Source organism: Asaia sp. SF2.1, from assembly GCF_000505765.1.
Classification (GTDB): Bacteria; Pseudomonadota; Alphaproteobacteria; order Acetobacterales; family Acetobacteraceae; genus Asaia; species Asaia bogorensis.
The window spans coordinates 373,875-395,152 of the sequence record NZ_AYXS01000001.1 but is presented as its reverse complement, the minus strand read 5'-3'; the positions used below and the strand labels follow the sequence as shown (position 1 = coordinate 395,152).

Here is a 21,278-nt window from a genome sequence, read left to right as displayed (position 1 = left end):
CATGTTCAACCGCTTCGAGCGCGTGGTGGCGGGGCGCTATCTGCGCGCCCGTCGCGGAGAACGCTTCGTTTCCATCATCGCGATTTTCTCCCTCATCGGCATTGCGCTGGGGGTCGCCACCCTCATCATCGTCATGGCGGTGATGAACGGGTTTCGCGCCGACCTGATGGGCCGCGTGCTTGGACTGAATGGCGATCTGAACATTTTCAGCGCAGGGCACAGCATCACCAATTATCAGGATGATGTGGTCGCCATACGCGAGGTCAAAAACGTCACCCGTGTCACGCCAATGGCGGAAGGGACGGTGCTGATCGACGCCGGGAATTATTCTACAGGCGGCGTCGTGCGTGGCATCATCCCCTCTGACCTGCGCGATCTCCATGCCCTGAGCGATAATATCACCGATGGCAAACTTGCTGATTTCCAGGGCGATGATGCGATTGCCGTTGGCACGACGCTCGCGGCCCGGGCCGGCCTGACGGTTGGCAGCAAGGTAACGCTGCTCTCGCCCAATGGCCGCGCCACGCCTTTCGGGACCATGCCGCGCATACGGGCCTATCATGTGGCCATAGTGTTCGACGCCGGGGTGAATGATTACGACACCAGTGTCATCCTGATGCCGTTGGACTCTGCCCAGCGCTTCCTGATGATGCCCGATGCAGTATCGCTCATTCAGGTGGCGACGCGTGAACCGCTTGAGGTGATGCCTGTCACCCGCGCCATCGCCCAGCGTCTGGATGACCCAAGGCTGCGCGTGATGGACTGGACCCAGAGTAATAACGCGTTTCTGGGTGCGCTGACCGTGCAGCAGAACGTGATGTTCCTCATTCTTACCCTGATCATCCTGGTGGCAGCGTTCAACGTGATTTCTTCCATGATTATGATGGTCAAGGACAAGACGCGCGATATCGCGGTGCTGCGCACATTGGGCGCCAGCCGGGGGGCTGTCATGCGCATCTTCCTGATGTGCGGCGCCTCGGTCGGTGTGTCCGGCACACTGATTGGTTTCGGGATCGGGGTCGTATTCTGCCTGAACATCGAGCGCATCCAGCATGGTGTGGAGCATCTGACCCATACCAGCCTGTTCAACCCGGAATTCTATTATCTCGAACATCTGCCAGCCAAGCTGATCTGGTCGCAGGTCATCGAGGTTATGGTCATGGCGCTTGCCCTGTCTTTCGTCGCAACGCTTTACCCGTCCTGGCGTGCAGCCAAGACCGATCCGATCGAGGCGCTGCGCCATGAGTGAGACCAACTCCGCAACCGCTCCGGTTCTTTCTTTGAAGGACGTGACGCGTCGTTTTCGCTCCGGCGAAGAAACGCTCGAAATCCTGAAGGGCGTGTCTTTCGATCTGTTCCCCGGTGAGATCGTGGCTCTTGTCGCGCCCAGCGGTACGGGCAAATCGACACTGCTTCATATCGCCGGTCTGCTGGAAGCCCCGCAGGAAGGCAGTGTGCGCATTGCCGGGCACGACACGGCTTCCCTGTCAGACACGGCACGCACGCAGATACGACGCGACGAGGTGGGTTTCGTCTATCAGTTTCATCACCTTCTCGCCGAGTTCACGGCATTGGAGAATGTGGTGCTCCCCCAGCATATTGCGGGCGTTTCCCCTCGCGATGCGACATCACGCGCGACCGATCTTCTGACGCGTTTCGGGCTCGCGCATCGGCTGCACAATCTGCCGGGCAAGCTTTCGGGTGGAGAGAAGCAGCGTGTGGCCATCGCCCGTGCCCTGGCCAATCAACCAAAGCTTCTTCTGGCTGACGAACCGACCGGCAATTTGGATGTGCATACCTCCGATGCCGTGTTTGACGAGTTGCTGCATGCGGTTCGTAGCGAGAATGTGGGCGCGTTGATTGCGACCCATAACGAGGAGCTGGCGTCGCGTATGGATCGTGTCGTGACCCTGCGTGATGGGCGGATCGTCTCGCGATAAAGAAAGAGATGAAGGGGGCGTTCGGGTCTGATAGACCATGACCCATGTCCCATGCCCCCTTCGTTCATCTTCGTAATCACTCCGCCTATTCGCTGAGCCAGGGGGCGATACGCATACCCGATCTGGTGGCTCTGGCCGCTGAATCCGCCATGCCTGCCGTGGCGTTGACCGATACAGGCAATCTCTTCGGGGCGCTTGAATTCTCGCAGTACTGCACGGGTAAGGGCGTGCAGCCCATCATCGGTTGCCAGCTCGCATTGCCATCGCGCAGCGACAAGCCCGGTGCCCCGTCAGAGCCCATGGTGGCGCTGGCCCGTAATGAGGCGGGGCTTGCCAATCTGCAGTTCCTCTCTTCCGAGGGATTCCTCAAGGGCGATCCTTCCGACCCGGCCATTCTGCTTGAGACATTCTGCGCTCATGCGGACGGGCTATTTCTGCTGACTGGCGGGACGCGTGGGCCATTGTTCCGCCTGCTTGCCGAGGGGCAGGAAGATCAGGCCATGACGCTGCTGCGCCGCTTGCAGGAGAGCTTCGGCGCTCATATGGCTGTCGAGCTGCACCGTCATGGTCTGCCTGAAGAGAAAGCCGTCGAGCCCGGCATGATCGCCGCTGCTGACCGTCTGGGGCTACCTTTGGTCGCCACCAACGAGTGCTTTTTCTCCAAACCGGCCATGCATGAAGCCCATGATGCGTTGCTCTGCATCGCGCAGGGACGCACCATGGCGGAGCAGGAGCGCTGGCGCGTCACGCCTGAGCACTGGTTCAAATCTCCTGATGCCATGCGTGCGCTTTTCGCCGATCTACCGGAGGCCTGCGACAACACGCTCATGATCGCGCAGCGCTGCGCGGTGAAGGTCTCGACTCGTCCGCCGCTCCTGCCTGTCTGTCCCAAGGTGAATGAGGGCGCGACCGAGGAAGAGACATTGCGGGCCATGTCGGAAGAGGGGCTACGCCAGCGCCTGTCCCGTATGGAGGCCGATGACGACACACGCAGACGCTATGAGGAGCGTCTGGAAATGGAACTCGGCATCATCGGGCGTATGGGCTTTCCCGGTTACTTCCTGATCGTGGCCGACTTTATCCAATGGGCGAAGGAACATGATATCCCGGTCGGGCCGGGGCGTGGGTCGGGGGCAGGCTCTCTTGTGGCCTGGGCGCTGACCATTACCGATATCGATCCGCTGCCGTTCAACCTTCTGTTCGAACGATTCCTGAATCCCGAACGCGTCTCTATGCCTGACTTCGATATCGATTTCTGTCAGGACCGGCGCGACGAGGTGATCCGATACGTGCGCACCGAATATGGTGGCGAGCGCGTGGCGCAGATCATCACCTTTGGTAAGCTTCAGGCGCGCGCCGCCGTGCGCGATGTCGGGCGCGTGCTCGGCCTGCCTTTTGGCATGGTCAACCGCGTGGCGGAGCTGATCCCGAACAATCCGGCCAAGCCTGTCACGCTTAAACAGGCCATCGATGGCGAGCCGCGCCTGCAGGAAATGCGCGAGAACGACGAGGCGCTGCGCCGCCTGATGGAAATCGCGTTGCAGCTCGAAGGGCTCTATCGCCACGCGTCAACTCACGCCGCAGGTGTTGTGATCGGCGATCGGGAACTGGTCGAGCTTGTGCCGCTCTATCGCGATCCCAAGAGCGATATGCTGGTCACACAGTACAACATGAAATTCGTCGAGCAGGCCGGGCTGGTAAAGTTCGACTTCCTTGGCCTGACCACGCTCACCATTCTCAAACGCGGGATCAATTTTATCGCGCAACAGGGCATCGAGGTCGATCTGGCCACACTGCCTCTGGACGACGCCCCCACCTATGACATGCTGGCCCGTGGCGATGCGGGCGGCGTCTTCCAGTTCGAAGGCGCGGGCATGCGCGACGTTCTCAAGCAGATGCGCCCGACAAGGCTTGAGGATCTGATTGCGGCGGTGGCGCTCTATCGTCCGGGGCCGATGGCCAATATCCCCGATTACTGCGCGCGCAAGCACGGTGCCTCATGGGAGCCGCCCCATGAGGAAATTCGCGATATCCTGTCCGAGACCTATGGCATCATGGTCTATCAGGAACAGGTCATGCAGATCGCGCAGAAAATGGCCGGGTACAGTCTCGGCGGCGCCGATCTGCTGCGTCGTGCCATGGGCAAGAAGATCCGCGCCGAGATGGACACGCAGCGCGAGATCTTCGTCAAAGGCGCGACTGGGCGCGGAATCACCCCTGAGAAAGCCGCCGAGGTGTTCGACCTCATGGCGCGTTTTGCCGATTACGGGTTCAACAAATCTCACGCCGCCGCCTATGCGCTCGTCTCGTATCAGACAGCCTGGATGAAGGCGAACCATCCGGTAGCGTTTCTTGCCGGATGCATGTCGCTCGCCCGTGAAAAGACGGACAAGCTGGCCTCGCTCTGTCAGGAAGCGCGCCGGATGAAAATCAAGGTGCTTCCCGTCGACATCAATCGCTCGAAGGCCGATTTCTCGCTCGAAAAGCAGGAGGACGGAAGCTGGGCCATTCGCTACGCTCTGGCTGCGGTCAAGCGCGTCGGGTTTTCGGCCATGCAGGCCATTGTGGAGGCACGTGGCGACAAGCCCTTTGCCAGTCTTGCCGATCTGGCTGCACGTTGTGATGCCAAGCAGCTCAACAAGATCCAGATCGAAAATCTGGCGAAGGCGGGAGCTTTTGATTCCCTCGACAAGCCGCGTCATATCGTTTTTGCCAGCTCGGAAATCATCATGCGCCGTGCGCAATCCGATGCGCAGGAGGCGGCTTCCGGCCAGATCGGCCTGTTCGGTGCCTCGGCCGAGCCCGAGGAACTGCGTCTGGCCGAGGCCAAGTACTGGCCCGAATTCGAGCGTCTGGCGGCCGAGGCCGAGGCGATCGGATTTCACATGTCGGCGCATCCGCTGGATGCCTATCGCTCGGTCCTCAAGCGGGCCAATGTGCTGACATCCCAGACTCTCATGACCGCCGCTGAAAACGGGTCTTATCGCGTGCGTATTGCGGGCTGTGTGGTCGACAAGAAGGAGCGCCCTACCAAGAGCGGTAGCAAAATGGCATGGGTACGCCTGTCCGATGCGACGGGTGGTTGCGAAGTAACACTATTTTCGGAAGTGCTGTCGCGTTGCCGCGACCTGCTGGTGGCTGGTCAGGCGGTTATGGTAACGGCCGATCTCAAGCTGGAAGGCGATGCATTACGCATTACGGCCAACGACGTGACGGATCTGGAGAAAGCGGCGGCACAGGAAAGCTCGGAGATGCGCGTATGGATCAGCGAGGCGTCAGCTGTGACGAAGGTGCGCGATCTTCTCAGCAGCCAGGGCAGGGGGCGCGGCAAGATCGTGCTGGTACCCGCTGTGGACGAGACCAAGGCCGTGGAGGTGACCTTGACCGGACACTTCCCGGTCACGCCACGATTGGGCGAACAATTGCGCACCATTCACGGGGTATCGCGTATCGACCATCTTTGAGCGGGGACGATGCCCAAGGCGCGACACAAGGGGACAACCGCGATGCAGGTCATCGCAATCCGCGATAGCCAACCTGCATCGGATCCCGTGTTATAGCGCGGCCGCACATGGAGCGACGTTTACTGGAGAGCTGTGTCCTGCGGCGGGTGCCAAGAGTCCGAGAAATTATGCCTGTGAGCAACCGTACCTCTTCAACCTCGCGCGCGCGATAGCAAGCTGCTGTTCGGTGAAAAGTGTCGACCACGGTGATTGCAGGGCAAGGTACTCGACGCTTTTCGTGAGGCTCTCCGTCTGTCCGTGGAGATAGAGCTGGGTAAATCCCTCTGACGGATTGGGTGTGGCCAATAATCTGTCAGCCGCTTTCTTGCCGCCAAACTCCCTGACAAGCCGCAAATATCTGGTTGCTCTGTAAGGTTTCTGGAGCTTGAGCCCCTCGTGATAGATGTTTTCCATTGCCGCGTGAAATTTCTTTTCGAGCATAATCACTTTCCCTTCGTGATTAGCATGGTTCGGCATATTACCGGGTCGAACAATGTCGTCAGATCCCGAGCGTTTGCCCTCGCACACCAAAGAGCGTCTTGCGATCATTACTGGCCTGAGGGGGCGGCGTCCTATAGGGCCCGCCGAAGATCGCGTGATATGTGCCGGGGATCGCCTTTCCACACCCTTGCGAGCCTCTCTGATCTCTACCCAAGCGGCATCACACGATGGGGGAGAGTTGGGCTTGTCGCTTGCGCGTGCGCGGAGGATCTAAGGCAATCCCTGCTCTTCTTCCTTGCCTTTTCGAACGAAAAAGGCGATACCGCGCCCGTCTGGCTTTTCTGACGGCGTTGCCGGTAGGGGAGTGAGGCAATTCGCACGTATGACGACAGACTCTCTGGTGCCCGTGAAAACGCGCAATGTCATACGGAGGCACAACCAGAAGAACAGGAATTTGCATCATGGCGATGCCTGAATTCACCATGCGTCAGCTGCTCGAAGCCGGCGTTCACTTTGGTCACCACACGCGTCGCTGGAACCCGGCGATGGCACCGTATCTCTTCGGTGTCCGCAACCAGGTTCACATCATCGACCTGCAGCAGACCGTTCCGATGCTCGATCGCGCCCTGCAGGCCGTTCGCAACACGGTGGCCGGTGGCGGTCGCGTGCTGTTCGTCGGCACCAAGCGCGCTGCTGCCGAGCATGTGGCTGAGGCAGCAACCCGCTGCGGCCAGTACTACGTCAACCATCGCTGGCTCGGCGGCATGCTGACCAACTGGAAGACCATCACGGGTTCGATCAAGCGCCTGCGCCAGATCGACGAGATGCTCTCCGGCGACACGCATGGTCTGACGAAGAAGGAAATCCTCGACATCACCCGTGACCGCGAGAAGCTTGAGCGTTCGCTCGGCGGCATCAAGGAAATGGGCGGCCTGCCGGACATCCTGTTCGTGATCGACACGAACAAGGAGAAGCTGGCGGTTGAGGAAGCCAACAAGCTTGGCATTCCGGTTGTTGCCGTTCTCGACAGCAACTCCAATCCGGCTGGCGTGACCTACCCGATTCCGGGCAATGACGACGCCATCCGCGCCATCACCACCTATTGCGACCTCGTGTCGCAGGCTGTGCTCGATGGCATCTCGGCTGAAATGGCTGCTTCGGGTGCCGATTTCGGCGCGTCTGAAGAACTGCCGGTCGAGACGGTTGTTGAAGAGACCACGGCAGAAGCTCCGGCTGAAGCCTGAGATGCGTGCGGGAGATCGTGAGGTCTCCCCCAGCATTCGGAATTTCTGGCGTGCCCGGCTGAAAAGCTGCGGCGCGCCGTTTCGTTCCTAGAGCCTGTCCTGCGCTTTCGGGATGCGGGAAGGGGCTCAGGTTCTTTATTGTGGCGAGTATTGTCATCCGGTCAGCCGATCGGGTCTGACGGGACAATACTCAAGAGGAGTTTTGAACATGGCGGAAATCACTGCTGCCCTCGTTCGTGACCTGCGCGAGAAGACTGGCGCCGGCATGATGGACTGCAAGAAGGCTCTCACGGAAGCTGCTGGCGACATGGATGCCGCCATTGACTGGCTGCGCGCCAAGGGTCTGTCGCAGGCTGCCAAGAAGTCGGGCCGTACCACGGCTGAAGGCCTCGTGGCTGTTGCTTCGGGCAAGAACAAGGCCGCCATGGTCGAAGTCAATGCCGAGACCGATTTCGTGGGTCGTAACGAAGCCTTCCAGGCATTCGTCGAGTCCGTGGCTCATGCTGCACTCGATGCCGGTGACGATCTCGACACCCTGTCGCAGGCCAAGCTGCCTACGGGCCGCACGGTTGCCGAAGAACTGACCCACCTGATTGCCACGATCGGCGAGAACATGTCGCTGCGTCGCGCCAAGGTTCTGACCGTTCCTTCGGGCATCGTTGCTTCCTACGTACATGGCGCGCTGCGTCCGGGCGTTGGCAAGATCGGCGTTCTCGCTGCTGTCGAAGCCCCGTCGGAATCCGAAGCCCTGCTGACACTGGGCCGCCAGATCGGCATGCATGTTGCCGCAACGCGTCCGGCTGCTCTGGAAGTTGCCAGCGTCGATCCGGAAGCTCTGGAGCGTGAGCGCCAGGTTCTGATCGAGCAGGCTCGTGAGTCCGGCAAGCCGGAAGCCATCATCGAGAAGATGATCGAAGGCCGTATCCGCAAGTTCTACGAAGAAGTCGTTCTTCTGGAGCAGGTTTGGGTGCATGACGGCGAGACCCGCGTGTCCAAGGTTGTCGAGAAGGCCGGCGCCAAGCTGATCGCTTTCGAGCGCTTCCAGCTCGGCGAAGGCATCGAGAAGGAAACCAGCGACTTTGCTGCCGAAGTGGCCGCTGCCGCTGGCGCCTGATCGGTCGAACGATCACGGGATTGGTTGCAGCACATGAATTTCGAATGTGCCGCAATCGTCCTCTCCGCCCGGCGCTACGGCGAGGGCGGAGCTGTGGTTCATCTCTTCACGGAAGAGTATGGACGCATTGCCGGTCTGGTGCGTGGCGGCTCGTCACGCCGTCAGGCCGCGCTCTGGCAGCCGGGTAATCTGATACTCGCCCGTTATGCCTCCCGCCTGTCCGATCAGCTCGGGCATCTGAGCGGTGAAATGGTTCAGGAAACAGCCGTCAGGTTGCTGGACCGCCCTCTGCAACTCGCTCTGGTTCAGTCAGCGGCCGAACTGGCCGATGCTGCCTTGCCGGACCGCGAGCCTCATCCCGATTTCTTTCTCCGGACCGTACGCGATCTCGCGGCGTTCTGTGTGCTGTCCGATCCCGCTCCGGTGGTGGATTATGTGCGCTGGGAAACCGCGTTGCTGGCGACGCTGGGTTATGGGCTCACGCTCGATTGCTGTGCCATCTCGGGGGCTACGACTGATCTCGCCTTTGTCTCACCGCGAACGGGACGCGCTGTAAGCCGCGATTCTGCCGGGGAATGGGTCCATCGTCTCCTGCCACTCCCTCATTATCTGACCCCGCAAGGGGTTGAGGATGACGGCAACGATCCCGCCCTCTGGGCTGAGGGGCTGGCATTGACGGGACATTTCCTCTCGCGCCATCTTTTCGGCTCCCAGCACAAACCTGTCCCCGGTGCGCGCGAGCGTCTGGAGATGCGTGTCAGGGCACTGGCGGATGCACGTGAGGCCGTGCAGGAAAATCCCCCGGTATAGGTGCCCGGGCTTCGCGGAGCGCCGGGGCCCTTCCTATCAGATAATCGAATATCATGTGGGGCAGCGTCAGAGCGGCCAGAAGCTGGAACGTGACAGCGATCATTCGCGGTGCCAGCGGCCCTGCGTAGAACGGCACCATGACGGCCCCGATGCCTAGCGAGGCAAATGTGAGCGGCAGGCTGCGATAGAATGCGTGACCCGCTGAACTGAGACGGCACCAGCGACAGTCAGCTATGAGCGATTCGATATGCGCCGGCGCGTGCTGGAACACGAAATAGATCATGAACGCTTGCAGCGGCGGCAACAACGCGAACGGGACAATCAGCCCGAACAGCGACCATAAGCGCCTCATGCGTGTCGCGGGAGGACTGACGCCTAACCACGCGCTGACGCAGAGGGCCCAGACGGGAAACAGAACGATCAGCCATAATGGCGGCATGATGAGATGAACAGGCGGCGCCATGGCGCTCAGTAGCGCTGCGGTGGCCTCTGGCTGAAATACGCAGGGAAGGATTAGTGGCGCCCCCCCAAGGACAAACCCGGCGAGCAGAGAAGAACCGTCTTCGCGCATCTCACTGCCAAAATGCCAGATGGACAGAGCCAGAAACAGGTTGAGCGTGAGTAACGGCTCGATATGCCAGGCGATGAGCACGAGCCCGACAAGCGCGAGATAAGGCAACGCAAAAACAGGAAACCAGAGATACCCGAGACGGGGGCGCAACGCTTGTCGTGCCATCTCTCCATCAAGCGCACCATGTGGGAGACCAAAGATGATGATGGTGGCGAGACTAATCAGCACATTATCGGTGAGGATCGCGGCAGCGGCGCAAATTCCCGCGCCGCCCCAATAGAGGGGGGCGAAGAAATCGCGTGGCCCGGTCAATGTCATAAATGTCACGCCGGGCCAGACATCATCAGACCGTGGTCAGTTTACGGTCATCGGACAGGCTGAGGAAACCAAACCCGACTTTCGCCAGAACATCCGTGATGGCGATGATGAGTACGCTTGCCGAGTCCGGCACGATTCCGAGGCCGTCAGGCGAGAGGGCGAGGATGATCGGGTACACCATCCAGAGCACCGAAAGGATGGTGGCGCTGCGGATATAGGCCGTCTGCACTTCAGGCCGCTCGAGGCGATTGGCCTGAAGCTGCGAGACCCAGATGACATAATACACACCGAGAAACGCCACGCAGGAAAGCACGAACCAGATCCAGCGGCTCACCACGTTTTCCGAGGCACTGAAGGCAAAGGCAGTGATGACCATGATCACGTCGGCTGTGACGGCACCCAGTAGCAGATCGGCTCGCTTGCGGCCGCGGAACATGCCAAGAAACCCGAGACCGACAAGCAGAAGCGGGGTTGTAAACACCCAGTCGATATAGCGGCCGAACCAGAAGATGCGGGTCGTGCTGGCGGCGCCTGCGAGTGTGGCGTCCGTCGGCAGGAGCACTGCGCCCTGGCCTGTCGCCATGGCGACATACAAACAACCTGCGATGATGGGGACGATACCGTGGGCAAGGCTCATAACCCCTTCGGTTTCGGTACGCCGTTTGCCAAGCAGCAGCAGCGCCGTCCCACCGGCAAACATGATCAGGGCTGTCAGCCAGAGAACTGTCAGGGTCATTATCGCTGTCTTTCACGAGATGAGGAGAGCGATAAACGGTGCCTGACACATAAAGTTGTAATTAGCCTGCCTTGACAGCCATATTTATCAGACCTGATCGCGCTCAGGCTTTTCTCTGAGCAGATGACGCAGGGGCGGCTACCCGCTGAAGCGTGCCAAGAGGGACCGGGAACAAAAACGGGGTATTTGCACTGGACAGGCCGCGCCGCGCCGCCTTATCTGCCCTGAAACGAAAGGGCGTGGCATGAGTCAGGATCTGGCAGGACATATCGAGGATACCAAACTCGCAGATGCGCTGAGCGAGCGCTATATTGCCTATGCCATGTCTACCATCATGGCGCGTTCGTTGCCCGATGTGCGCGATGGTATGAAGCCTGTGCATCGGCGCATCCTCTACGCCATGCAGCAGCTCAAGCTGGATCCGACGGCGGGTTTCAAGAAATGCGCCCGCGTCGTGGGTGACGTGATCGGTAAGTTCCATCCCCATGGCGACGCAGCCGTGTACGAGGCGCTGGTCCGCCTCGCCCAGGACTTCGCGGTGCGTTATCCGCTTGTCGAAGGGCAGGGCAATTTCGGTTCGATCGACGGCGATAACGCGGCCGCCATGCGTTACACGGAGTCCCGGCTGACCGCTGTGGCCAAGGCCCTGCTGGAAGGCATCGAGGATGACGCGGTCGATTTCCGTCCGACCTATGACAATGAGGATGCCGAGCCCGTAGTCCTGCCCGGCGCTTTTCCGAACCTGCTGGCCAATGGCGCGGCCGGGATCGCGGTTGGCATGGCCACCAGTATTCCCCCGCATAACGCCGCCGAGATCTGCCGTGCCGCGCGTCATCTGATCGAGAACCCGCAGGCGCCCGTCGAGGCCCTAATGCAGTTCATGCCGGGACCTGACTTCCCCACAGGTGGTGTGCTGATTGAGGACCCTGCCAGCATGGTCACGGCTTACGAGACCGGACGCGGCAGTTTCCGTACCCGCGCACGATGGGAAGTCGAACAGGGACGCTTCGGCACCTGGACCGTGATCGTGACCGAGATTCCCTATCAGGTGCAAAAATCGCGCCTGATCGAGCAGATCGCGGAGTTGATGGAGCAGAAGAAGCTGCCGCTCCTTGCCGATATACGCGATGAAAGCACGACCGATATCCGCCTTGTCCTCGAACCCAAGACCAAGGGGATCGAGCCGGAAGTGCTGATGGAAACGCTCTTTCGTGTTACGCCGCTGGAGAGCCGTTTCAGCCTGAACATGAACGTGCTGGACGCCAATCGCGTGCCGCGGGTGATGGGACTGCGTGAAGTCATCCAGTCATGGCTGGACCATCGCGAGATCGTTCTCGTTCGCCGTTCTCAGCATCGTCTGAACGCAGTTGAGCGTCGTCTCGAAATCCTCGAAGGGTTTCTGGCCGTTTATCTCAACCTTGATGAAGTCATCCGCATCATTCGCGAAAGCGACGAGCCCAAGCCCGAATTGATGCGTGTGTTCAGCCTGACGGATCTGCAGGCCGAATATGTGCTGAATATGCGCCTGCGCTCGCTGCGTCGTCTTGAGGAGATCGAGATACGCAAGGAGCGCGATGCGCTTCTCAAGGAGAAATCCGGGCTCGAAGGATTGCTGGGCAGTGAGCGCAAACGCTGGACCCGTATCGGCAAGGAACTCGACGCGACAGCCGCCAGCTTTGGCGAGGGCGCCCTTGGCACCCGACGCACCCTGATTGCGGCACCGCCCGCACCGATCGACCTTAGTGCCGCCATACAGGTCGATCGTGAGCCCCTGACCGTGCTTCTTTCACGTGAGGGCTGGGTGAGGGCCGTGAAGGGACATGGGATCGACCCCGAGAGTCATAAGTTCAAGGAAGGTGACGCGTTCGGGCTGTCGCTCGAGTGTCAGAGCACCGATCGCCTCTGTATCCTGGTGAGTGGCGGTCGGGCCTTCACGCTCAAGGCGGCTGACCTGCCGCGTGGGCGTGGCTTTGGGCAGCCCATTCGCGTTCTGGTCGATCTGCCTCAGGATGAGGATATCGTCTCTTTCTTTGTGATCGATGAGTCCGGCCGTCACGTTCTGGCCAGCGAAAACGGACGCGGCATGATTGTGCGTGACGCTGATATGGCGGCTGAAAAACGGACGGGCAAACAAGTCCTGACGCTGCGTGACGGTGACCGCGCCGGGTTCTGCGTGGCCGTTACAGGTGATCAGATCATCACCATGGGCAGCAACCGCAAGGCGCTATCCTTTGCTCTCGATGCCCTGCCCGAAATGACAAAGGGCATGGGTGTCACGATCCAGAAGCTCCCGCCGGGTCAGCGCATCGTCGATCTGCGGGTCTTTGCCTCGGAAACAGGTCTGGTCTGGCATGAGGGGCAAAAGCCGCGCAGTGACGCCGATCTTGCGTCGATCGTCGGCAAACGAGCGGATCAGGGCAAGGCTGCCCCGCAATGGATGACCCGCAAGCCCGTGACCAGAAGCTGAGTTCTCAGGCGGCCCCGGCGGGAGGGGTGTCGGCTTTCGGGCTCGATACCGCGACTGCCGTTGTGGAGGACACCGCAGAGGGCGCGCCCGCAAGTCGGTGCCAGTGCCCGTTGCGAAGAATTTCCGCCGGGTTGAAGCGTGATTTATAGCCCATCTTCGTGCTGCCTGGCACCCAGTAGCCTAGATAGAGATAGGGCTTGTTGCGTCGGGCCGTCTCGGCAATCAGCCATAGAATGGATGCCGTGCCGTAGGAGCGATGGGTGTCTGCCGGGTCATAGAATGTATAGACCGCCGAGAGACCATCAGAGAGCATATCGACAAGAGACACGCAGACCAGACGACCATCGCGTGAGCGGAACTCGAACAGGCTGGTTTCGACCGGGCTGGTCTCGACCATCGACTGATAATCATCGAGCCCCATGAGGGCCATATCACCATCGGCATGACGATGCGCCTGATAGGCCCGGAACAGGGCATATTGTTCCTCGGTTGCGACGATGGGGCGCTCAGTCACAACAAGATCGGCGTGGTCCCGGCGCACCCGGCGCATGGTGCGATCCGGCACGAATTCCGCGACAGGAAGCCGGATGGGGATACAGGACTGACAACCATGGCAGACAGGGGCATAGACAATGCCGTGGCTGCGCCTGAAACCGGCACGGGACAGGCGATCATGAAGCTGGTCGACATCACTGCCGGTCAGCTCGGTCATGACCTTGCGCTCCGTCCTGCCGGGGAGATACGGGCAGGGCGACGGCTCTGTCGTGTAGAAGAGCTGGGGACGATGAGCTGACATAACCATCCTTTCTCTCCTCTGCCTGAAAACGCTTGATAGTGACGCCCCCCGCACGGGAGGGCCATCGATTGCGTAAGCCTGATTGTCCTGACCATCGGTCGCTGCCTGCGGACCTCGCATTCCGGTCCGGTGCCACAGGGCGTTTCCGTCCCATCCAGACAGGCCAGCACCGGCCTTGCTTCAGACCCTTGTCCAACCGGTATCCTGACCCGGCAGGACAGACGCGCCGTGAAAACGCTGTGCACGCTTTTTCGAGCGGCTCAGCAACATTCCTTGTGGCTAGCCAAAAGCCTTGCACACCGAGTCCGGACGGATCTAGCCCACGATCACCCTCTCATATTTTACGATGATTTTTCCGGTTGCAAGATGTCTCTCTTTTAATTCCGGACGAATACGCTAACGTTATGAGAAATGAGCTGGCCCATTACCCTCCTTGACGCCTTCCTGATCCTGCTTCGGCTCGGTCTTGCTGTTGCAGTCACCTTGCATGTTCTGCGGACGAAACAGAACACGGCAGCCTGTGCCGGCTGGATCGGTGTGAGCTGGCTTATGCCGATTTTCGGCGCGCTGCTCTATCTGATGTTCGGTATCAATCGTGTCAGGCGTCTGGCACGACGTCTGGTGAGTGACCATCACTGGCGAGGACGGGGCCCGGCCTTTCATACGCGCCAGCGTATGGAGGGGGATTTCGCCCCCCTGGCGCGGATGATCGGCAAGCTGACCGAGCGGCCCCTGCTGGGCGGCAATTCCGTCGATTGCCTCCATGATGGCGACAACATCTATCCGCGCATGCTGCAGGACATTGCCTCGGCACAGGTCTCGATTCTGCTGTGTTCCTATATTTTCAGGGCAGATAGAATCGGGGAGCAGTTTGTGGATGCCCTGGTGGCAGCGCAGGCGCGGGGTGTCGCGGTACGTGTGCTGGTTGACGGTATCGGGGGCGGGTATTTCCGCAGTGGCATTCACAAGGCCCTGCGCGTGCGTGGAATCCCTTGTGAGCGGTTCATGCACTCGCTTCTTCCGTGGAAGATGCCATTCATCAATCTGCGCAATCATCGCAAAATTCTGGTTATCGATGGGCATACTGGGTTCATGGGCGGGCTGAATATCGGTGAGGAGAACCTGCGGCGCCTGCGCATCAAGCATCCGGTGGCGGATACGCATTTCCGGCTTCAGGGGCCGATTGTTCACCAACTGACCGAAGCCTTTGCACGTGACTGGTCCTTCACCTGCGGTGAAGAGCTTGACGGAAAGATCTGGTTTCCCGAGCTTGACCGGGCCGGTGATATCCCGATGCGCATCGTGACATCGGGGCCGGATAACGATCTTGAGAAGATCGAATTCTCCATGTTGCAGGCGATCGCCCTGTCACGCCGCTCGGTTCGCCTGATGACGCCGTATTTTCTGCCCAATGAGCGTCTGGTGTCGGAGCTCTGCCTCGCCGCCCTGCGTGGTGTGCAGATCGATATCATCCTGCCACGTCGCAGCAATCACAGACTGATCGATTATGCCCGCGATGCCAGTCTTGCACCGTTCCTGAAGGCAGGGTGCCATGTCTGGATGAACAGGCCACCCTTCAATCACGCCAAGCTGCTTGTCGTTGATGAAGAATGGTCTTTTGTCGGCAGCAGCAACATCGATGCGCGCAGCCTGCGCCTGAATTTCGAGATCAATCTCGAAATCTACAGTGCGTCAGTGGCGCAGTCGCTCAATAGTTTCATGGAACGGCATAAGGCGGGACGGCTCACGCATCACGCGCTCGACAGCCTGAGCGCCTGGCGCAAGACGCGTAATGCTGCCGTCAGGCTGTTCATGCCCTATCTGTGAGCGCCTTGACCTGCCGGCGATCCGCCAGTCGCTGAAAGAAGGCGCGGTGCCTGTCGGGTGCATCCAGCCGTAGTGTTACCGTGATAGGGTGATGGTCCGAACTGCGATTGGGCAGAACACCGGCATTGAGGGGCGTCATGCCACGCACCAGGCAGCGGTCTATTCGTATCGGCAGCATGTCGGCCATGCGATGGGTGGGTGCTCTTGGGCCGACATCGCGAAAACCGGGGAGCAGGGTCGGCCCGACAAGGTTGAAGTCGCCCATGACGAGCGCATGATGGCGCAGGATCGGTGCGATACGACGAAGCTGACGGCGATTCAGGATCTGCCCGTGAGACAGATGCACGTTTGCGATCGAGAACGACCCGAAATCGATGAGCTGTGCCGTACGCTTGACCATCAACCCCGAGGGCAGGGCGCAGGAGACCGGCGGTCGAGCGAAGGGGAAGCGGCTCCAGCACGCTGTGCCGTGGATGCGGTCTGGCAGAGGAATTCGTGCGTAATGTCCGCCCAGTATGGTGGGCAGTCTGTCGAAACTGCTCACGGCCTCCTGCATCAGGAAAATATCGGGCTGGAAGGTGCGCGCCAGCTCGACGACCTCATCGAGCGGTGCCCCCACGGCACGAAGCAGATTCCAACTCAGGATGGTAAAGTTCTGGCCGATACCGGGGACTTTACGATCAGCTAATGGGGCAGGCGGGGCGTCGTGGCTCAAAGACGGGTTCATTGGAGCATTTTCTTTTCTGTCTGATAGGCGCCACGCGCGAATTCAGTGGTCAGAGTATAGCCGACGCCCAGCAGGACCGGACCCAGAAAAATACCCAGCCCGCCCAATGTGACCACGCCGCCCAGCACACCGAGTACGGTCAGCAGATAGGGAAGCTGCGCCCCTCTGGCGATGAAAGCGGGCCGTATGATGTGATCGGCTCCCGAGATGAACACGATGCCGTAACCCGCGAGAAACAGGCCCCAGCCGAGGTGATGATGAAGGGCCAGCCAGATGGCGGCAGGTGCCCATACCAGCGGGGCACCGACCGGAAAAACCGCCACAAAGGCAGCAACACCGCCGAGCAGCACCGGTGCAGGTACGCCCGAGATAAACAGGCCAATGGAGGTGAGCACACCCTGAACGATGGCAGTACCGAGAATGCCGTAGACCGTACCCCGTATGACGCTGCCGATGATGGTGATCAGACGATCGGCATAGGTGCCGGTGATGCGGGTCAGGACAGCCGTGATGACACGCCCCAGCGAATCACCACTGATCCAGAAAAACAGGGCGATGAAGAGCGCCATGACCAGCTCAGCCAGGCCGCTCGCCATCTGCATCAGGGCCTTGAGGGTATAACGGGCGATCTGTCCGGCATAGGGATGAAGGGCCTCGCCTACGCCGCGGACGTCATGGCTCCAGTGCTGATAGGCACTGGTCAGCTGTGGGCCGATGCCGGGTATAGTGGCCAGCCAGTCTGGCGCCGGATGCGTGCGACCGAGAGCTTCGATTTCGGTATTGATGCCGCCGATGATCAGCGGGAGATCCGCAATGCCGGTTGAGGTCAGGAGCGCGAGCGGCATGACAATGGCAATGGCGCTGCCGACCATCATGACCACAGCGGCCAGAGGCGGGCGCATGTGGCGGCGCAGGCGCTTGAACAGGGGCCATGTCGTGAAGGTCAGAATCGCGCCCCACAGGATGGCGGAAAGGAAGGGCCACAGCACCACGCCGCAACCATAAGCGACCCCCAAGAGGAGCATTCCCAGCATGATGCGTTCAGTTGTCACCTAATCTCCCCCGGCTGCGGCTGCCGCCAGTTGACCACGGGGTCATTCCCGCTGCTATCGTGCGGTTCCTGATCCGTTTTTGCGATCCCCGTCAGGCCGGGCCATGTCTGATCCATCATGTGCCGGAGCGTGCCATCCATGACGATACCCCCCCTGATCGATGCGCAGACCCTGATGTTGCTTCCTCCCGGCCGGTTTCGCTATCTCGATGCGTCGGCTCTCCTCCCCGGGCAGGACGGTGACCCGGAAGCAGATTTCCACAAATTAGCGCTTCCCGGGGCAAATCGTTTCCGTATCAACGACATATGTGATCGCTCGGACCCGCTCCCCCACACCGTGCCCGGTGCGGCCACATTTGCGCAGGCCATGATGGCACTGGGCATAGGCTCCGATACGGGACTGGTGTTCTATGACCACAAGGGAAGTATCGGCGCCTGTCGCGCACACTGGATGGCTTCATTGTTCGGGCACGAGCCTGTGCATGTTCTTGATGGCGGCCTCGCAGCGCTCGAGGCCCTCGGCCTCGCGCCCGACGCTGCGCCGGCTCCGGCGGCACCCTGCGAGCAGCCTTATCGACCGCGCACGCGCTATGCGCTCCTTGCAGGCACGGGCGATGTGCTCGATGCGCTCGATGATCCTGACCGCGTAATCCTCGATGCACGCAGTGCAGCGCGTTTCCATGCACAAGCCGCTGAGCCGCGGCCCAATATGCGCGGTGGGCATATGAGGGGCGCGGTGAGCCTGCCCTTTACCGATGTGCTGGACCCCCAAGGCTGCTTTCTGCAGCCTCAGGCCCTGGTCGAGCGTTTCGCAGGCTGTGCCATAGGCTCGCGTCGGGTCATCACCAGTTGCGGGTCGGGTCTGACCGCCGCAACGCTGACCATGGCCTTGCGTGTGGCCGGGCTGGCGCCAGGGCAGCTTTATGATGGGTCATGGGCCGAGTGGGGAAGCGATCCTGCCACCCCCATTGAGACCTGACAGGAGAAACGAGAGAGTGGAAAACACCGCCAAGCAGGTCACTTCCGGCTGGAAGCGCCTGTCCTCCCTGCTGGTACAGGGGGGGCGACCGGAGCCCACCCCGCCCCAGGGGGCCTATGTCAATGCGCCGGTGACGAGGGGCTCGACCGTCCTTTTTCCCTCGTTGGACGCAATGCGGGAACAAGGGCTGCGCAGCCATGAGCATGAACTGATCTATGGGGCGATGGGCTCGCCCGTTCAGCATGAGCTTGAAAAGCTTCTCGCGCTGATTGAAGGCGGGGTCCATACGCAGGTCGTTTCCTCGGGGCTGGCGGCCTGCACCCTGCCTTTGCTCGCTTTCCTGAGTTCCGGTGATCACCTGCTTCTTCCCGACTCGGTCTATGGGCCCACACGCCGTTTTGCCGGCACCATGCTGGCGCGTATGGGGATCGAGACCACCTATTATGCGCCCCTAGCGGATGAAGAGACCCTGATCGGGCTCATGCGAGAGAACACGCGGGTCGTGTTTGCCGAGAGCCCGGGCAGCCACACATTCGAGGTGCAGGACGTTCCCATGCTGGCACGTGTGGCCCATGAGCATGGTGCGCTGCTTATGCTCGACAATACCTGGGGAATCGGCATTTTCCAGCCTTTCCGCCACGGGGTCGACGTCTCCATCCAGGCGCTGACGAAATATCCTGCCGGACATTCCGATGTGATTGCCGGTGCGATTACGGTGGCAGATGGCGCGCTCTGGAAAACACTGCGCGATTCCGCCATTCAGATTGGCCAGCTGGCCGGACCGGATGAATGTTGGCTGACCCTTCGCGGGCTCCGCACGATGGCGGTGCGGCTCGAGCGCCAATCGGCCTCGGCCTTGCTGGTGGCGCAATGGCTGCGCGGCCGACCGGAAGTGGCGCGTGTGCTGCATCCGGCGTTCGAGGAATGTCCCGGCCATGAATTCTGGCTGCGCGATTTCGAGGGGGCAAGTTCGCTTTTCGGTGTGGAGCTGCGCGCCGATCTGTCTGTCGCGGCCATGCGGGACATGATTGATGCGCTGGCCCTGTTCGGCATCGGCGCGTCCTGGGGCGGATATGAAAGCCTCGTTTTGCCAACGACGGGGGGCGTGCGCCGCTCGCTGCCCAACGCCATGCCTGAGGGGCCAAGCTTCAGACTGCATATCGGGCTCGAAGACCCCAACGACCTCATTGCGGATCTTGAAGGGGGGCTGGAAGTGCTCCGCGCTTCACTGGCGGGGTAAGGTGCGGCTCTAGCGCATTCTGAAACCAAGCGCCTCGCGCAGATGCGGGGCGCCGACATCTGTTGCGTGGTCGAGATCGGCAATGCTGCGTGCTACGCGCAGCAGGCGTGTAAGCCCACGGGCTGAAAGGCGGAGCCTGGTACCTGCCTCACTCACAAGATGGCGTGCGTCCGGCGTCAGAACGATATCCTGGGCTGCCACCTGCGCGTTGGGGACTCCCTGACGCGCAATCTGAAATTGTCTTGCTTTCACGACGCGGGCGCGCACGGCGGCACTGTTCTCGCCTGCCGGTGCGGTAATCATGTCGAGGGGCGAGACCGGAGTGACGAACAAGGAAAGATCGATCCGGTCGAGCATGGGGCCGGACAGGCGGGAGAGATACTCCTCGCCGCATTGAGGAGCCTTTCGGCAGGCGCGCTCAGCATCGCCCAGATAGCCGCACCGACAGGGATTCATGGCCGCGATGAACTGAAAACGCGAAGGATAAAGCACCGTCTGTCTGGCCCGTGCCACCGTGATCGCGCCCGTCTCTAGAGGCTGGCGCAGGGATTCGAGGCAGCTTCGCGAAAACTCCGGCAGCTCGTCGAGAAAGAGAACGCCATTATGGGCAAGGCTGACTTCGCCCGGGCGGGATCGTGAGCCCCCACCGACAAGCGCGGGCAGGGTGGTCGAATGATGCGGCGCCCTGAAAGGCGGTTGAGTAATCAGGGTGCTTCCGCTGGCCTGACCGCCCAGACTGTGGATCCGGCTGCACTCAAGTATCTGTTCATGCGTCAGATCGGGAAGGATAGAGGGCAGGCACTGCGCAAGCATGGATTTGCCAGCACCCGGCGGCCCTGACATCAGCAGGGAATGCGCCCCGCAAGCTGCGATCTCAAGGGCGCGTCGCCCTATGTCCATGCCTTTGACCAAAGCAAGATCGTTCAGCGGCGCTGAGCGCGCCACGGGTTCGAGTTCGGGGGAGGGCAATACATGCTCGCCGTTGAAATGCGACAGGAGGGCGCGCAACGTATCGGGGGCAAGGATATCGAGCGTGTCGCTCGCCCATCGTGCCTCCTGTGCCTGGGGGCGGGGGCAGATCAGGCCAAGCTGATGCCGGACTGTCTCGAGTGCGGCGGAAAGCACGCCGCCTGTCGCCTGCAGGCGTCCATCAAGCGAAAGTTCGCCAATGGCGCTGTAAGCTGCCACGGCCTCATGAGACAGGATGCCCATGGCCGTCATGATGGCCAGAGCAATCGGCAGGTCGAAATGCGAGCCTTCCTTGGGCAGATCGGCCGGGACCAGATTGATCAGGATTCGTTTGGGGGGCAGGGCGAGTCCGAGTGCGGCCAGGGCAGCGCGGACGCGCTCGCGTGATTCACCGACTGTCTTGTCGGGCAGGCCTACGATGATGAAGGCGGGCAGGCCAGAGGCGATCTGAATCTCGACTGTGACCGGGATGGCATCGATGCCCGCAAAGGCAAAACTCCGGATACGGGCAATGGAAGAGGATGAAGCGGTCACCGGCACCAACG

17 protein-coding genes are annotated in these 21,278 nt (G+C 60.8%); 10 read left to right on the top strand and 7 right to left on the bottom strand.

Annotated features, from left to right (window positions below):
* The first annotated feature begins 1 nt into the window (after position 1).
* Genes P792_RS22370 through dnaE form a run of 3 tightly spaced genes read left to right on the top strand, consistent with a single transcriptional unit; the run spans position 2 to position 5,404 of the window.
* Positions 2 to 1,249, top strand: a complete 1,248-nt coding sequence (locus P792_RS22370) for a lipoprotein-releasing ABC transporter permease subunit (RefSeq protein WP_023977486.1) — start codon at positions 2 to 4, stop codon at positions 1,247 to 1,249.
* Positions 1,242 to 1,940, top strand: coding sequence for an ABC transporter ATP-binding protein (locus P792_RS22365; RefSeq protein ID WP_023977485.1), 699 nt, complete (start codon positions 1,242 to 1,244; stop codon positions 1,938 to 1,940). The genes P792_RS22370 and P792_RS22365 overlap by 8 nt, the downstream gene beginning before the upstream one ends.
* 44 nt (positions 1,941 to 1,984) lie before the next feature.
* Entirely contained in the window at positions 1,985 to 5,404 is a 3,420-nt protein-coding gene (dnaE, locus tag P792_RS22360) for a DNA polymerase III subunit alpha (protein WP_023977484.1), read from the top strand.
* 165 nt (positions 5,405 to 5,569) lie between these two features.
* On the opposite strand, the gene P792_RS22355 is transcribed toward dnaE, so the two are convergent.
* A complete protein-coding gene (locus P792_RS22355; protein WP_031239934.1) occupies positions 5,570 to 5,884 on the bottom strand; it encodes a hypothetical protein in 315 nt (104 codons plus the stop codon).
* A gap of 461 nt (positions 5,885 to 6,345) precedes the next feature.
* On the opposite strand from P792_RS22355, the gene rpsB reads away from it, so the two are divergent.
* From rpsB to recO, 3 genes are all read left to right on the top strand, one after another.
* Positions 6,346 to 7,128, top strand: a complete 783-nt coding sequence (rpsB, locus tag P792_RS22350; protein WP_035439212.1) for a 30S ribosomal protein S2 — start codon at positions 6,346 to 6,348, stop codon at positions 7,126 to 7,128.
* Between the two features lie 208 nt (positions 7,129 to 7,336).
* On the top strand, positions 7,337 to 8,242 hold the full coding sequence (gene tsf, locus P792_RS22345) for a translation elongation factor Ts (protein ID WP_023977481.1): 906 nt from the start codon (positions 7,337 to 7,339) through the stop codon (positions 8,240 to 8,242).
* Positions 8,243 to 8,275: 33 nt separating this feature from the next.
* A complete protein-coding gene (recO, locus tag P792_RS22340) occupies positions 8,276 to 9,052 on the top strand; it encodes a DNA repair protein RecO (RefSeq protein WP_023977480.1) in 777 nt (258 codons plus the stop codon).
* Here the strand turns inward: recO and P792_RS35745 are convergent.
* Both P792_RS35745 and P792_RS22335 read right to left on the bottom strand, forming a co-directional pair.
* Positions 9,000 to 9,941 (bottom strand): Brp/Blh family beta-carotene 15,15'-dioxygenase, encoded by a 942-nt coding sequence (locus tag P792_RS35745; RefSeq protein WP_023977479.1) that lies wholly within the window; start codon positions 9,939 to 9,941, stop codon positions 9,000 to 9,002. The genes recO and P792_RS35745 overlap by 53 nt on opposite strands.
* A gap of 25 nt (positions 9,942 to 9,966) precedes the next feature.
* Positions 9,967 to 10,677, bottom strand: coding sequence for a bacteriorhodopsin (locus tag P792_RS22335; protein ID WP_023977478.1), 711 nt, complete (start codon positions 10,675 to 10,677; stop codon positions 9,967 to 9,969).
* A 244-nt stretch (positions 10,678 to 10,921) separates the two neighbouring features.
* On the opposite strand from P792_RS22335, the gene parC reads away from it, so the two are divergent.
* Positions 10,922 to 13,144, top strand: coding sequence for a DNA topoisomerase IV subunit A (gene parC, locus P792_RS22330; RefSeq protein ID WP_023977477.1), 2,223 nt, complete (start codon positions 10,922 to 10,924; stop codon positions 13,142 to 13,144).
* A 4-nt stretch (positions 13,145 to 13,148) separates the two neighbouring features.
* On the opposite strand, the gene P792_RS22325 is transcribed toward parC, so the two are convergent.
* Positions 13,149 to 13,946 (bottom strand): arginyltransferase, encoded by a 798-nt coding sequence (locus P792_RS22325; RefSeq protein ID WP_023977476.1) that lies wholly within the window; start codon positions 13,944 to 13,946, stop codon positions 13,149 to 13,151.
* 405 nt (positions 13,947 to 14,351) lie between these two features.
* Here P792_RS22325 and cls point away from each other — a divergent pair, with 405 nt between their 5' ends.
* Entirely contained in the window at positions 14,352 to 15,767 is a 1,416-nt protein-coding gene (gene cls, locus P792_RS22320; protein WP_031239930.1) for a cardiolipin synthase, read from the top strand.
* Here cls and P792_RS22315 read toward each other — a convergent pair.
* Both P792_RS22315 and P792_RS22310 read right to left on the bottom strand, forming a co-directional pair.
* Complete coding sequence (locus tag P792_RS22315; protein WP_369794192.1) at positions 15,751 to 16,482, bottom strand: endonuclease/exonuclease/phosphatase family protein; 732 nt, start codon at positions 16,480 to 16,482, stop codon at positions 15,751 to 15,753. The genes cls and P792_RS22315 overlap by 17 nt on opposite strands.
* An 8-nt stretch (positions 16,483 to 16,490) precedes the next feature.
* Positions 16,491 to 17,546: an AI-2E family transporter gene (locus P792_RS22310; RefSeq protein ID WP_023977473.1), complete on the bottom strand. Its 1,056-nt coding sequence runs from the start codon at positions 17,544 to 17,546 to the stop codon at positions 16,491 to 16,493.
* A gap of 138 nt (positions 17,547 to 17,684) precedes the next feature.
* Between P792_RS22310 and P792_RS22305 the strand changes: the two genes are divergently transcribed.
* Complete coding sequence (locus tag P792_RS22305) at positions 17,685 to 18,524, top strand: sulfurtransferase (RefSeq protein WP_031239927.1); 840 nt, start codon at positions 17,685 to 17,687, stop codon at positions 18,522 to 18,524.
* 16 nt (positions 18,525 to 18,540) lie between these two features.
* Positions 18,541 to 19,764: a cystathionine beta-lyase gene (gene metC / locus P792_RS22300; protein ID WP_023977470.1), complete on the top strand. Its 1,224-nt coding sequence runs from the start codon at positions 18,541 to 18,543 to the stop codon at positions 19,762 to 19,764.
* A 9-nt stretch (positions 19,765 to 19,773) separates the two neighbouring features.
* On the opposite strand, the gene P792_RS22295 is transcribed toward metC, so the two are convergent.
* Positions 19,774 to 21,276, bottom strand: a complete 1,503-nt coding sequence (locus P792_RS22295; protein WP_023977469.1) for a YifB family Mg chelatase-like AAA ATPase — start codon at positions 21,274 to 21,276, stop codon at positions 19,774 to 19,776.
* Positions 21,277 to 21,278 lie beyond the last annotated feature (2 nt).